The organism is Oribacterium sinus, assembly GCF_963553175.1.
GTDB lineage: Bacteria > Bacillota > Clostridia > Lachnospirales > Lachnospiraceae > Oribacterium > Oribacterium sinus_B.
Window position 1 is genome coordinate 1 of the sequence record NZ_CAUVME010000027.1, and the last position, 12521, is coordinate 12521.

At 43.9% G+C, this 12521-nt stretch carries 13 protein-coding genes and 1 pseudogene; 10 read left to right on the plus strand and 4 right to left on the minus strand.

Annotated features, from left to right (window positions below):
- Nucleotides 1-54 precede the first annotated feature (54 nt).
- The 3 genes and pseudogenes from tet(O) to RYO92_RS07965 all read right to left on the minus strand — a co-directional run.
- Nucleotides 55-1164 (minus strand): annotated as a pseudogene (tet(O), locus tag RYO92_RS07955) (tetracycline resistance ribosomal protection protein Tet(O)); the annotation flags it as partial.
- A 366-nt stretch (nucleotides 1165-1530) separates the two neighbouring features.
- Nucleotides 1531-1905: a TnpV protein gene (locus RYO92_RS07960; protein WP_001129922.1), complete on the minus strand. Its 375-nt coding sequence runs from the start codon at nucleotides 1903-1905 to the stop codon at nucleotides 1531-1533.
- A gap of 205 nt (nucleotides 1906-2110) precedes the next feature.
- Complete coding sequence (locus RYO92_RS07965) at nucleotides 2111-2506, minus strand: hypothetical protein (protein ID WP_007156226.1); 396 nt, start codon at nucleotides 2504-2506, stop codon at nucleotides 2111-2113.
- A 247-nt stretch (nucleotides 2507-2753) separates the two neighbouring features.
- On the opposite strand from RYO92_RS07965, the gene RYO92_RS07970 reads away from it, so the two are divergent.
- The 10 genes from RYO92_RS07970 to RYO92_RS08015 all read left to right on the plus strand — a co-directional run bounded on the left by RYO92_RS07970 (nucleotide 2754) and on the right by RYO92_RS08015 (nucleotide 11600).
- Nucleotides 2754-3041 (plus strand): co-chaperone GroES, encoded by a 288-nt coding sequence (locus tag RYO92_RS07970; protein ID WP_040648336.1) that lies wholly within the window; start codon nucleotides 2754-2756, stop codon nucleotides 3039-3041.
- 30 nt (nucleotides 3042-3071) lie between these two features.
- Entirely contained in the window at nucleotides 3072-4697 is a 1626-nt protein-coding gene (gene groL / locus RYO92_RS07975) for a chaperonin GroEL (protein ID WP_007156224.1), read from the plus strand.
- A 118-nt stretch (nucleotides 4698-4815) separates the two neighbouring features.
- Nucleotides 4816-5310 carry a hypothetical protein gene (locus RYO92_RS07980; protein WP_315370037.1) on the plus strand — a complete coding sequence of 165 codons (495 nt, stop codon included), beginning with the start codon at nucleotides 4816-4818 and terminating at the stop codon, nucleotides 5308-5310.
- Nucleotides 5307-7277, plus strand: coding sequence for an NAD(+) synthase (locus RYO92_RS07985; RefSeq protein ID WP_315370038.1), 1971 nt, complete (start codon nucleotides 5307-5309; stop codon nucleotides 7275-7277). The genes RYO92_RS07980 and RYO92_RS07985 overlap by 4 nt, the downstream gene beginning before the upstream one ends.
- A 109-nt stretch (nucleotides 7278-7386) precedes the next feature.
- A complete protein-coding gene (locus tag RYO92_RS07990) occupies nucleotides 7387-8169 on the plus strand; it encodes a TrmH family RNA methyltransferase (protein WP_007156221.1) in 783 nt (260 codons plus the stop codon).
- Nucleotides 8166-9170, plus strand: coding sequence for an ornithine carbamoyltransferase (gene argF / locus RYO92_RS07995; protein ID WP_007156220.1), 1005 nt, complete (start codon nucleotides 8166-8168; stop codon nucleotides 9168-9170). The genes RYO92_RS07990 and argF overlap by 4 nt, the downstream gene beginning before the upstream one ends.
- Nucleotides 9170-9445, plus strand: a complete 276-nt coding sequence (locus RYO92_RS08000) for a hypothetical protein (protein WP_183684487.1) — start codon at nucleotides 9170-9172, stop codon at nucleotides 9443-9445. The genes argF and RYO92_RS08000 overlap by 1 nt, the downstream gene beginning before the upstream one ends.
- A gap of 24 nt (nucleotides 9446-9469) precedes the next feature.
- A complete protein-coding gene (gene rpoD / locus RYO92_RS08005) occupies nucleotides 9470-10627 on the plus strand; it encodes an RNA polymerase sigma factor RpoD (protein WP_183684488.1) in 1158 nt (385 codons plus the stop codon).
- 7 nt (nucleotides 10628-10634) lie between these two features.
- The gene (locus tag RYO92_RS08010; protein ID WP_315370039.1) at nucleotides 10635-11297 is read left to right on the plus strand and encodes an epoxyqueuosine reductase QueH; all 663 of its coding nucleotides are present in this window, start codon (nucleotides 10635-10637) and stop codon (nucleotides 11295-11297) included.
- A gap of 9 nt (nucleotides 11298-11306) precedes the next feature.
- Nucleotides 11307-11600, plus strand: a complete 294-nt coding sequence (locus RYO92_RS08015) for an HPr family phosphocarrier protein (protein WP_315370040.1) — start codon at nucleotides 11307-11309, stop codon at nucleotides 11598-11600.
- Nucleotides 11601-11662: 62 nt separating this feature from the next.
- Here the strand turns inward: RYO92_RS08015 and RYO92_RS08020 are convergent, their stop codons facing one another.
- On the minus strand, nucleotides 11663-12520 hold the full coding sequence (locus tag RYO92_RS08020; RefSeq protein ID WP_315370041.1) for an Mrp/NBP35 family ATP-binding protein: 858 nt from the start codon (nucleotides 12518-12520) through the stop codon (nucleotides 11663-11665).
- Nucleotide 12521: the final 1 nt, after the last annotated feature.

Sequence of the window (12521 nt, forward strand, 5' to 3'; positions counted from 1 at the left end):
AAATACCGACCTCCCAATCGTTAGATTATTGGTCTAACTTTTGGGGGTCGGTACATCTGAAATTTCTGTAAGTGCCCCAAGCAATATTTCCCGCTGTTCAGATTTCTTTACTGCAATCGTTGTTTGGAGCATAGGGAGAGGATTTTCAATAAATTTTCTCTGCGGCAACAGTATTTCGTTCCCCAAAATACTGTTTAGCTGCAAAACATCATTTGGTAAAATTACAATATCACCAGAGCAGGTTGTATCGGATGAATATAATTCACCGTTTGTCGGAACACACATCTCTGTGATTTTTATTTTCTCTTTTTCAGATATTCTAATAACATCCCTCAAATGCAATGTTCCGCTATATATACGCACATAAACAAAACGCCGCCTTTTCTCTGAATATTCAATCTTAAAAACCTGCCCGCATAGTTCAGATTGACCTTCAGGCGTTGATGAATAAAATTTACTGGCAATTACTTCTATAAGCTGCCGAATCCCCAGATTGTTTTTAGCGCTTCCGTGATAAACGGGAAATAACGTTCCGTTTTGGAATCTCCTGTTTTCTTCCTGTTCCAGTTCTGACATTTTAAACGGTTTCCCTGACATATATTTCTCTAATAGTTCATCGTTTCCCATAATTACCGCATCCCACTGTTCCATATCGTCATTGTCCGTTACATTTATATGGGGATGCTGCCCAACCTTTTGCTTCACTATAATTTCCGAAGAAAGCTTTGCTTTCATTTCCCGATATACCATTGGCAAATCAATCCCCTCTTGGTCAATTTTATTGATGAAAAAAATTGTCGGAATCTTCATTATCTGTAGTGCATGAAACAGTATACGGGTCTGTGCCTGTATGCCATCCTTTGCAGAAACTAATAATACTGCTCCGTCTAATACGGATAAAGAACGGTATACTTCCGCCAAAAAATCCATATGGCCTGGCGTATCTATAATGTTGACTTTTACATCCTCCCACTGAAAAGATGTCACTGCTGTCTGGATAGTGATTCCCCTTTGACGCTCCAAATTCATTGTATCTGTCCTTGTTGTGCCTTCATCTACGCTCCCTAGTTCTGCAATTGCACCACTGGTATACAATAAACTTTCCGTTAATGTTGTCTTTCCTGCGTCAACGTGAGCCAGAATGCCTAAGTTAATTATTTTCATGTGATTTTCCTCCTATCAACACCCAAAAAAGGGCATAAAAATACCCAGTGATAAATACTCCTATCACTGGGTAAATAACTCCAATAGCCCCAAAACACTTATATGTTTTCGGGCATATAAAATTACATGATAAAAGTATTCTTAAACTGGGTACAAAAAACTAAGCCCCATATTAAAAGTGAAACGGGACTGCTACTTTTTGTTCCCACTATCAAATTGACAGTTTATTTAAGAATACCTTGCCGCATATTTATTAACTCCTTGTATAATACTGAATCTAATTATATTCCTTAACCCTTTATTTGTCAAGCTGACAAACTAAAGCAGAAAAAGCGGCAGGATTTCCCCCTGCCACTAATCATCTGTTTATGCAAAAATAATTTCCTTTTCCACAATCTCCCTCGCACAAGCCCTTATGTTATTGAGGCATCCTGTCCATTCTAAGGCGTTTTCTGCCTTTAGCTGTTCCGTTATGCCCTGTGCCTGTTTCATACCCTCTATGAGCCTTTCAAAGCGTTCCTGTGCCTGTCTGTTGATGTCGGCAAGGTAGGCGTTTAGCCTGCCGCTTGTAAGAAGATTGGTGTATGTAACTTTACGGTACTGTTTTAGATAATCTAAATGCCGTTGCCCCCAGATGCCTATTGCCTGTTCTTCTTCGGCGGGTACAGTTAAGCACGGTATCAAATAATCCCCTTGCCTTTCGTATTTGCCGCCCAGTTCCTCAAATAATGATTTTGCCATTGTCTGTTACCTCCACATTCTTTTTTATTTTGAATGTCCGCAAAATCCGTCCTACATCACTTGGACAAACAGGGGCTGTAAAATAATCATAGCTTTTGCATATACGCTATTCTTTTATTTTATACCCCTTTTTTCTACTAGTGAAAAAAGTAGAGCAGGACGAGCCTGCTCTACTTTTTTGAGAATTCAAAATAATTTTTAAAGCTTATCGAATCCAAACACCGTTGGAATCTACTCTGTATCCGTCAGGAGTAAGCTTATTCATGTAAAGAGATCCTAAAGGCTGGTTCTCTGCCGGTGCCTGAGCGAAATAGTAGGTGTCAAAGTTGATTTTCTGCCATCCGGTTACCATACGTCCGTTAGCCCCGATGTAGTACCACTGGTGCTGACTTACAATCCAACCATAGATTGGTGCACCATTCTCATTGCTTACGAATGACCAAGAACCATCTCTATTAGCTACCCAGTGTCCGTTGGATTCTGCTACTGTGGTGGTAGATCCGCCGTAGCTGGAAACAGCGCCCTCTGCAGCAAGTGCAGGAATTACAGATGCAGTTGCCATGCAAGCAATTAAAGCTGCAACAAGAATATTCTTTTTCATAAATAAACCTCCAAAGCCATTTTTTTTATTCAAGCTACCTTATCATTATACCCTGTCTTGCCACATAAGCAATAAAAAATTCCTTTTATTTTTCTGATATTGTTAATATTTTCGTAATACATTGTTTCTTATATTTTTTCACAAAACTTTCACAGGCTTTTAGCACTCGGTGCTTGACTCTGCTAATAAATTCTCTTATAATAGCCCTGTTGTTAAAAAAAGATCTGTGAGGAATAGGAGGATTGCTATGAAGTTAGTACCATTATTTGATAAAGTTGTGTTGGAAAAAGAAAAGATGGAAGAAACCACTAAGAGCGGAATCGTTTTACCGGGACAGGATGATAAGGAAAAACCCGGACAGGCTGTGGTTATTGCAGTAGGTCCCGGCGGTGTTGTGGACGGTAAGGAGATTTCCATGCAGGTGAAGGTAGGACAGCACGTTCTGTTCTCCCGTTATGCAGGCTCCGAGGTAGAGCTGGATGGAAAGAAGTATACCGTTGTTAAGCAGAATGATATTTTAGCAATCGTAGAGTAAAGGAATCAGGGAATTCCAAGGAGGTATAATATGGCTAAAGAAATTAAATTTGGAGTAGAAGCAAGAAAGGCCTTAGGGGCCGGCGTAGATGCAGTGGCAAATACCGTAAAGGTTACCCTTGGACCTAAGGGTAGAAATGTAGTTTTGGACAAGTCTTATGGTTCTCCTCTTATTACTAATGACGGTGTATCCATTGCCAAGGAAATTGAGTTAAAGGATCCCTATGAGAATATGGGTGCTCAGCTGGTAAGAGAAGTAGCTTCCAAGACCAATGACGTTGCAGGAGATGGAACCACCACTGCAACTGTTTTGGCACAGGCGATTGTGATGGAGGGTATGAAGAACCTGGAGGCAGGTGCTAATCCCATCGTGCTTCGTAAGGGAATCCGCAAGGCTGTGGATGCTGCGGTAGAGAGCATTAAGAAGCAGAGCTCCAAGGTAAAGGGCAAGGATCAGATTGCCAAGGTTGCCGGCATTTCCGCAGGAGATTCCACTGTAGGAGATATGATTGCCGACGCTATGGAGAAGGTTTCCAAGGACGGCGTTATCACTGTGGAAGAGTCCAAGACTATGCTTACCGAGCTTGATCTGGTGGAAGGAATGGAGTTTGATCGCGGATATATCAGTGCTTATATGAGTACCGATATGGAGAAGATGGAAGCAAATCTGGACGATCCCTATGTATTTATTACCGATAAGAAGATTTCCAATATTCAGGATATTCTTCCTCTCTTAGAGCAGGTAGTAAAGACCGGTGCCAAGCTTTTAATCATTGCTGAAGACATCGAGGGTGAGGCTTTAACCACTCTTATCGTGAATAAGTTGAGAGGAACCTTCAATGTAGTTGCGGTAAAGGCTCCTGGATATGGAGATCGCAGAAAGGAAATGCTGAAGGATATCGCCATCTTAACCGGTGGAGAAGTGATTTCCGAAGAGCTGGGCTTAGATTTAAAGGATGCCACTATCGACCAGTGCGGTAGAGCTAAGTCTGTTAAAGTAAGCAAGGAAAAGACCACCATTGTAGAGGGACTTGGTAAGAAGAAGGAGATTCAGGATCGTATTGCCCAGATTAAAGGACAGATTGAGACCACTACCTCCGACTTTGATAAGGAAAAGCTTCAGGAGCGTCTGGCTAAGCTTTCCGGCGGTGTTGCGGTAATCCGTGTAGGTGCTGCTACAGAAACCGAGATGAAGGAAGCTAAGCTTCGTATGGAGGATGCTTTAAATGCTACCAGAGCCGCTGTAGAAGAGGGTGTTATTGCAGGTGGCGGATCCGCATATATCCATGCACAGAAGGCAGTGGATAAGGTGGTAAATCAATTAGAGGGCGATGAAAAGACCGGAGCAAAGATTGTTTCCAAGGCCCTAGAGGCTCCTCTTTATACCATTGCTTACAATGCCGGACTGGAAGGTGCGGTTATTGTGAATAAGGTAAAGGAAGGAAAGGAAAACTTCGGTTTCGATGCTTACAATGAAGAGTATGTTAATATGATGGAGGTAGGTATTCTGGATCCTGCCAAGGTGGCAAGAACCGCTTTACAGAATGCGGCTTCCGTTGCTTCCTCCTTACTCACCACAGAGTCTGTTGTAGCAGACATTAAGGAGCCGACTCCTCCTATGCCACAGATGCCGGGAGGAATGGGAGGAATGATGTAAGGAAATCCTTCTAAAAACTAGGCAAAGAAGAGAATATCGATTACAATGGGAAAAGGAAATAAACTGAGCTTAGGCTTAGCTTTATTTCCTTTTTCGCGACAAGAAAAGGAGGGGCAGAATGGAGAATTATGTGGAACATTTGGTAAAGGGAAAGATAGAGGCGAAGGATAAGGGAATACAGTTATTTGCAGTTATCTTTCCTTTGGCATTTCTTGTGCTTTGCTACTTTTTAGCAATTCCCTTTATTGCTCTTTTTCCGGTTCTTTTTTTGTCTTACTATCTGCTGAATTCCGTGGATAGGGAATACGAATATCTTTATCTTGGCGGAAGTTTTACTGTGGATCAGATTATTCATAGAGGAAAGAGAAAGCAGATGATAGAGATTAGCCCGGAGGAAATATTGGAGATACAGCCCTTTCGTCCGGAGAGAGAGGAAGGATGGAAGAGGGAAGGCATTTCCGTTCTTCATGTAGAGGGCTTGGGGGGAAACAGATCTTACTGTATTCTTTTCCAGAAACAAGGGAAAAAACAGGTTCTTGTTTTTGACGGAAAGGACAGTTTATTAAAAGAAATGAAGTTGCAGGCAAGAGGAAAATTTCAGGAGGAAGTATGAGGGATTTTGTAAGAGTGGCTACAGCCTGTCCTAAGGGAAGGGTGGCGGATCCGGAGTATAATCTGGAGCAAATGCTGATTTTGGCAAGAAAAGCAGAGGAGGAAAAGGTTTCTTTGCTGGTGTACCCGGAGCTTTGTCTGACCTCCTACACCGCCATGGATATGATTTATCAGCGCAGTCTTTTGGAGGCCGGAGAAAAGGCATTAATTTCCTTTTGCGAACAAACGAAGGAGATGGATGTTCTTTTTGTAATTGGCTATGGTTTGTTACTGGAAGGAAAATTATTCAATACCGGAGTGGTGACTTACCATGGCGATATCTTAGGGATTGTACCGAAGCAGTTTATTCCCAACCATGCGGAGTTTTATGAGAGAAGATATTTTCAGGAAGGAAAGGAAGAGGTTCGCTTTATCCCTAACATTTTAAAGGGAGAGGGCTATAGAAAGGAAATCCCCTTCGGGGCTTCCCTTCATTTTGTTCGGGAAGAGGATCAAAGATTCCGTCTTGCAGTGGAAATCTGTGAAGATCTTTGGGTTCCTGTTCCTCCCTCCAGTAAGCATGCACTTGCAGGAGCTACCCTTCTCGCCAACTGTTCCGCTTCTGATGAATTGGTAGGAAAGCGGGGAAGCAGAAGACGGCTTTTAGAGCATTACAGCGGGAATCTTCATGCCTCTTATCTTTATTCCAGTGCAGGTCCCTCCGAGTCTACCCAGGATATGGTATTCTCTGCCCACTGTCTGATTTCCGAAAATGGAAGAATCTTAAAGGAAAATCAGCCCTTTGAGGAGGGGATTTTCTGGGCGGATGTGAATCTTGCTCTTTTGGAAGGAGAAAGGATGCGGCAAAGCACCTACTTCGTAAAAGAGGAGCCTTCCTATACACAGTATTTTTCCATGAAGGATAAGCAGTATACCCTTCATCGTTTTGTGAGTCCCTGTCCCTTCCTGCCAAAGGCGGTAGAAAAGGAAGGAGATAGAGCAAGAGAGATTCTTTCCATTCAGTCAAGAGGCTTAAAAAAGCGGATGGAGCATGTGGGCTGTAAGAAACTGATTTTAGGATTAAGCGGCGGTCTGGATTCCACTTTAGCTCTTTTTGTATGTTTAGAGACCTTTGCCCTTTTGGGATATGATAAGGAAAATATCCTTTGCATCACTATGCCCTCCTTCGGTACCAGTAAGAAAACCCATGACAGTGCAGAGAAACTTGCCAAAGCCTTGGGAATCTCTTTGCGGGAAATCTCCATTGAGAAGGCTGTGCTACAGCATTTCTCCGATATTGGACATGACGGGGAGAAGAAGGATATAGTCTATGAAAATGCCCAGGCAAGAGAAAGAACCCAGATTTTGATGGACTTAGCCAATAAGGAAGGCGCACTTTTAGTGGGAACCGGAGATTTATCCGAATTGGCTTTGGGCTTTGCCACATACAACGGAGACCATATGTCCATGTACGGGGTAAACGGAGATATTCCCAAGACGGCTATTCCCATGCTTCTTCGAGAATTTGCAAGAAAGTCCGGTAATCAGGAATTGGAAACTGTGGTGGAGGAAATTATAGCCACTCCGGTAAGTCCGGAGCTTTTGCCACCGGATGCTACCGGAGAGATTAGTCAGCGGACGGAGGATGTGGTAGGACCCTACCTTTTACAGGATTTCTTCCTCTATCAACATCTACGCTACGGATTTTCCGCAAGAAATATCTATGACTTGGCTTGCTTTGCTTTCTCTAAGGAAAATCTTGCGAATAAGGAAAATGAACGGACTATTCCGGAATTCAGTCCTGCAGAAATCTTGAAAAACTTAAAAACCTTCTATAAGCGTTTCTTTGGCAATCAATTCAAACGCTCTTGCTTACCGGATGGGCCAAAGGTTGGTCGGGTAGCTCTATCTCCAAGAGGTGATTTAAGAATGGCCAGTGATGCCTGCGCAGATGTCTGGCTTTCGGAGCTTTCGGAGCTGGAAGCTTAAATGTCTGCAGCTTGAAGCTTAAAAGTCCATATAGACGTTTTTCGCTTGTTTTGTTATAATATTTTATCGAGTTTTGCCTATTTTTTAAATTAGAAAGCGAAAGAGCTTCATGCATAGAATAGAATCTCCTCATAATGAGGGATTAAAAGAAATCAGGGAACTGACGAAAAAAGCCAAGAAACGATGGGAGAAGGGTATGTTTGTGGCGGAAGGGGAAAGACTTCTGCTGGATTTGCCTGCGTCCTCTTTGCTTCAGCTTTATGTGCAGGAAGACTACAAAGGGGCATTACCCAGAGGAATAGAGAAAGAGGATTCTCGGATTTGTATTCTGAGTAAGAAGGCTATGGAAAGTATTTCCACCACGGAGCACGGACAGGGAATTCTGGGCTTGCTTCGTTTTCCGAAGAAGGAAAAACCTAAAGGAGATCTGTTTCTGATTTTGGAAAATATTCAGGATCCGGGGAATTTGGGAACCCTTTTTCGTACGGCGGAAGCAGCGGGGGTAAATCATATTTTCCTAAGCAGGAATACGGTGGATCCCTTTAGTCCGAAAGTGGTTCGATCCACCATGGGCTCCCTTTTTCGCTTGCCCTTCAGCATTGAGGAGGATTTGTTTTTTCTCTGTGAAAGCTTGAAAAGTGCAGGGGTTCAGGTCTTTGCATTGGACTTGGACGGGAAAAAAACACATTTTCAGGCTGCCTTCCAAGGACCTTCCGCCTTTTTATTCGGTAATGAAGGCAATGGTCTTACAAAGGAACTGAGCCAATGTGCTACGGAAAAACTCCTTATTCCCATGGAAGGGAAGATAGAGTCCTTAAATGTTGCTACTTCAGCCAGCATAGTACTCTATGAGGCTGTTCGACAAAGAAGATATATAAAGGAGGAAGGATGACTTTAGCAGGACGTGATTTTATGAAATTACTGGATTATTCTAAAGAAGAAATTCAGGATATTCTGAATGTGGCCAAGAGACTAAAGAAAGAGAAGAAAGAGGCGGTAAGGCGCTATCCTCACGGAGAAGCCTGTGCCGGCAAGAACATTGTCCTGATTTTTGAAAAGGCATCCACCAGAACCAGATGCGCCTTTGAGGTGGCGGCAGCGGATCTTGGTGTGCATAGCACCATGCTGGATATGTCCACCAGCCAGATGGGAAAGAAGGAAAGTATTGAAGATACGGCAAGAGTGCTTTCTACCATGTATGATGGAATTATGTACAGAGGCTATTCTCAGGAGGGAATGGAGGAGTTTGCCAGATATTCCTCCGTACCGGTGTGGAATGCTTTAAGCGACCGTTTTCATCCTACTCAGCTTTTGGCGGATTTACTAACCATTGAGGAGCGTTTCGGAAAGCTTAAGGGACTTAAGCTTTGCTATATGGGAGATGCCCGCTTTAATATGGGAAATTCCTATATGGTGGCCTGTGCCAAGATGGGCATGCACTTTGTGGCCTGCACCAAGGAAGGTTATTTTCCGGAGGAGGATTTGATTTCCGAGTGTCAGCAGATTGCAGAGGAAAATGGAGGCAGCCTTCGTTTTACGGAATCCGTGGCAGAAGGGTGTAAGGATGCGGATATAATTTGTACCGATGTTTGGTTATCCATGGGAGAGCCGGAGAGCCTCTTCGCCCAGAGAATTGCGGATTTACAGCCTTATCAGGTCAATGACACCGCATTTTCTTATGCCAAGGAATCCGCTATTTTCCTTCATTGCCTTCCTGCCTTTCACAATGCCAGAACGGAAATCGGCGCTAAAATATATAAGCAGTTCGGTATTTCCGAAATGGAGGTAAGCGACAGCGTTTTTGAATCCGAGCGCTCTCTGGTATTTGCAGAGGCGGAAAACAGAATGCACACGATTAAGGCGCTTCTCTACCTCAGCTTGGGAGGAGCATAATGGAAAGACGGCTAAGAGGGAGAAATCCAAACAGAAAATATGATTTTCTCTATATTGGCATAGGTCTTGTGATTAGTATTATGGCGATTTTCGCTTTAACAAAACCGGAGGAGAATCAGGTTCTCTTTCCCTTCATTTTCTTTTTTGCGGCCATCCTTCGTGTGGTCTATGTGCTGCAGGGAAGAGAAGAGGGAAAGAAGAGGCTTCTGTCTCTTTTTGTCGGTATTTTACTGTTGTTACTCAGCATCATCACAGGCATGAGCCTGTGGAGATAAGCCCTAAAAAGAAAGGATGTTCATTTGGAAAGAGAAGAATTAGAGAAAATACTTGCTTCTTTGCTGCAAAAGGCAAAAAGCAATAAAAACAGCATCGATTTAGGGGAAGTGCAGGAGGCAGTAAAGGAGTTTTCCCTAAATGAAGAGCAGATGGAGCAGGTTTTGCTTTTGCTGGAGAACAAGGGAATCGAGATTATTCCCATTCTGGATGAGGATGCGCTTAAAACCATAGAAAAGGACGGAGATAAGGCGGAGCCGGATGCTCTCCTTCCGTTAGAAGATGACGATGACTTCGTAAAGGAAGAAGAGGGAGAGGAGATTGACCTGGATGCGGTGGATCTTCTGGAAGGAATCGGAACGGAAGATCCGGTTAGAATGTACCTGAAGGAAATCGGTACCGTACCCCTTCTTACCGCCGAGGAAGAATATGCTCTTGCCATGAAGAAGCAGGAGGGAGATGAATATGCTAAACAGAGGTTGATTGAAGCTAACCTTCGTTTGGTTGTTTCTATTGCCAAAAGATATACCGGCCGTGGAATGAGTTTCCTGGACTTGGTGCAGGAAGGAAATCTCGGTTTGATTAAAGGCGTGGAAAAGTTTGACCCGGAGAAGGGCTTTAAGCTTTCTACCTATGCTACCTGGTGGATTCGTCAGTCTGTAACCAGAGCCTTGGCAGACCAGGCCAGAACTATTCGTGTTCCCGTGCATATGGTGGAAACCATCAACAAGATGTCCAAGATGCAGAGAAAGCTGACCTTAGAGCTTGGCTATGAGCCTTCCGTAAAGGAACTGGCGGAGCATTTGGATATGACAGAGGAGAAGGTACAGGAAATCATGCAGATTGCCAGAGAGCCGGCTTCTTTGGAAACCCCCATCGGTGAAGAGGATGATTCCAATTTGGGAGATTTTGTGGCGGATACCAATGTTCTCTCTCCGGAGGGAAATGTGGAATCCGTAATGCTTAGAGAGCATATTGATACGCTTCTCGGGGATTTAAAGGAAAGAGAAAGACAGGTTATCGTGCTTCGTTTCGGATTAGAGGATGGACATCCAAGAACACTGGAAGAAGTAGGAAAAGAATTTAATGTTACCAGAGAGAGAATTCGACAGATTGAGGCAAAGGCTTTAAGAAAGCTGAGAAACCCTGTCCGTTCCAAGAGAATTCGAGACTTTTTACAGTAAGGAAGCTATGAAGAAAAATTATGAACAGCTGATGGAAAGCCATCTTCCGAAAAGCGGAGAAAAAAAGAGATTGCTACTCCATGTCTGCTGTGCTCCCTGCTCCACGGCAGTACTGGAGAGTTTGGAACAATATTTTTCCATCAGCATCTTCTTTTATAACCCGAACTTGGATTCGAAATCCGAGTTTGAACATAGGGCGGAGGAATGTAAGAGGTTGGTGAAGGAAATGGGATTTTCTATGGATGTGATTGTTTCCAACTATATCCATGAGGAGTTCCTGGAGATAGCCAAGGGTTTGGAAAAGGAGCCTGAAAGAGGAGCCAGGTGCGATGCCTGTTTTAATCTTCGATTAGAAGAAACTGCCCAATACGGGGCCGCATGGAATAAAGAACATCCGGATCAGGCTTTTGATTACTTTTGTACCAGCTTAAGCATCTCTCCTCTAAAAAATGCTGCCGTCTTAAATGAGATAGGAGAAGCATTGGGGGAGAAGTACGGAATCGCCTACCTGCCTTCGGATTTTAAGAAAAAGAGTCGATACCTTCGTTCCATAGAATTATCCAAGGAACATAATCTGTATCGGCAGGACTATTGCGGATGTGAATTTTCCAAGGCGGAAAGCATCAGAAGAAATAAGGAAAGAGAAAAAGCGGAAAGCTGCTCGAAATAGGAGGGGGATATGCTTAGTCAAGAGGTAAAAATCATCAATGAATCAGGATTACATTTACGTCCGGCCGGGGTGCTTACCCAAACCTGTATCCGATATAAAAGTGAAATTATTTTGCATTACGGAGATCGTAAGATTGTAGGAAAGTCTGTGCTAAACGTGATGGCTGCCGGAGTAAAGCGAGGCAGTACCGTAGTGGTAGAATGTAATGGCCCTGACGAAGAAGAGGCCCTAAAGGCAGTGGTGGAAGCCATTTCCAACGGCCTAGGAGAAGGCCCGGAGGGCTCAGAGCCGTTGTTCACATAAGACAAAAGGGGATGTAAAAATTCACATCCCCTTTTTTGTTGCTACAATAGAAATATTGAAGCTTATTCCGCCAAAATCCCCTTCAAAACCTCTACTGCATGAGCCAGTGTCTTACTGGTATCAATGGCTTCTACAGCACCGGCATCCATATAGGCGGCATTACCCGGTTCAATGGGAAGCTTTGCCAGAAGTTCCAGCCCTTCTTTTTCAGCCAGCTCTTCAATATGGCTTTCTCCAAAGACGGAGATTTTCTCCTCGCAGTGGGGACACTGGAGGTAGGACATATTTTCAATGATTCCCAGGATAGGAATATTCATCTTTTCCGCCATCCGTACAGCCTTCTGCACAATCATGGAAACCAGGTCCTGGGGGGAGGTAACAAGCACAATTCCCGCCACCGGCATGGATTGAAATACGGTTAAGGGGACGTCTCCGGTTCCGGGGGGCATATCTACGAAGAGATAATCAATATCCTTCCATTCTACCTCCTGCCAGAACTGCTTTACCGCATTGGCAATCATGGAGCCTCTCCAGATTACGGGATCGGTTTCATTTTCCAAAAGCAGATTGGTGGAAATGATTTCCACGCCTCCTGCACTTTTCTCCGGCACCATGGACTTTCCGTCGCTGCTTAACGCTACGCCGTCGTGAGCCAGTCCGAAAGCCTTAGGAATGGAAGGCCCGGTAATATCCGCATCTAAAATTCCTACATGGTAGCCTGACTTATTCATTGCGGAAGCAAGTAAGGAGCAAACGGTGGATTTTCCCACACCGCCCTTTCCGGATACGATGCCGATTACCTTCTTTACGGAGGAACCGGGGGCTAAGGGTAACTTCTGAATTCCCGCACTTTTACTTGGGCAGCCGGATGAGCAGCTGCTACAGTTGGAGTTGCAGGAAGATGGATTTTGTTCTGCCATA

Bases quoted from the DNA above. Each gene is read 5' to 3' on its own strand.
- groL (WP_007156224.1), top strand. From the start codon at position 3,072: ATGGCTAAAGAAATTAAATTTGGAGTAGAAGCAAGAAAGGCCTTAGGG.
- RYO92_RS07985 (WP_315370038.1), top strand. From the start codon at position 5,307: ATGAGGGATTTTGTAAGAGTGGCTACAGCCTGTCCTAAGGGAAGGGTG.
- RYO92_RS08020 (WP_315370041.1), bottom strand. From the start codon at position 12,520: ATGGCAGAACAAAATCCATCTTCCTGCAACTCCAACTGTAGCAGCTGC.
- RYO92_RS07970 (WP_040648336.1), top strand. From the start codon at position 2,754: ATGAAGTTAGTACCATTATTTGATAAAGTTGTGTTGGAAAAAGAAAAG.
- RYO92_RS07960 (WP_001129922.1), bottom strand. From the start codon at position 1,905: ATGGCAAAATCATTATTTGAGGAACTGGGCGGCAAATACGAAAGGCAA.
- RYO92_RS07965 (WP_007156226.1), bottom strand. From the start codon at position 2,506: ATGAAAAAGAATATTCTTGTTGCAGCTTTAATTGCTTGCATGGCAACT.
- RYO92_RS08015 (WP_315370040.1), top strand. From the start codon at position 11,307: ATGCTTAGTCAAGAGGTAAAAATCATCAATGAATCAGGATTACATTTA.
- RYO92_RS08000 (WP_183684487.1), top strand. From the start codon at position 9,170: ATGGAAAGACGGCTAAGAGGGAGAAATCCAAACAGAAAATATGATTTT.
- RYO92_RS08010 (WP_315370039.1), top strand. From the start codon at position 10,635: ATGAAGAAAAATTATGAACAGCTGATGGAAAGCCATCTTCCGAAAAGC.
- RYO92_RS07980 (WP_315370037.1), top strand. From the start codon at position 4,816: ATGGAGAATTATGTGGAACATTTGGTAAAGGGAAAGATAGAGGCGAAG.
- RYO92_RS07990 (WP_007156221.1), top strand. From the start codon at position 7,387: ATGCATAGAATAGAATCTCCTCATAATGAGGGATTAAAAGAAATCAGG.
- argF (WP_007156220.1), top strand. From the start codon at position 8,166: ATGACTTTAGCAGGACGTGATTTTATGAAATTACTGGATTATTCTAAA.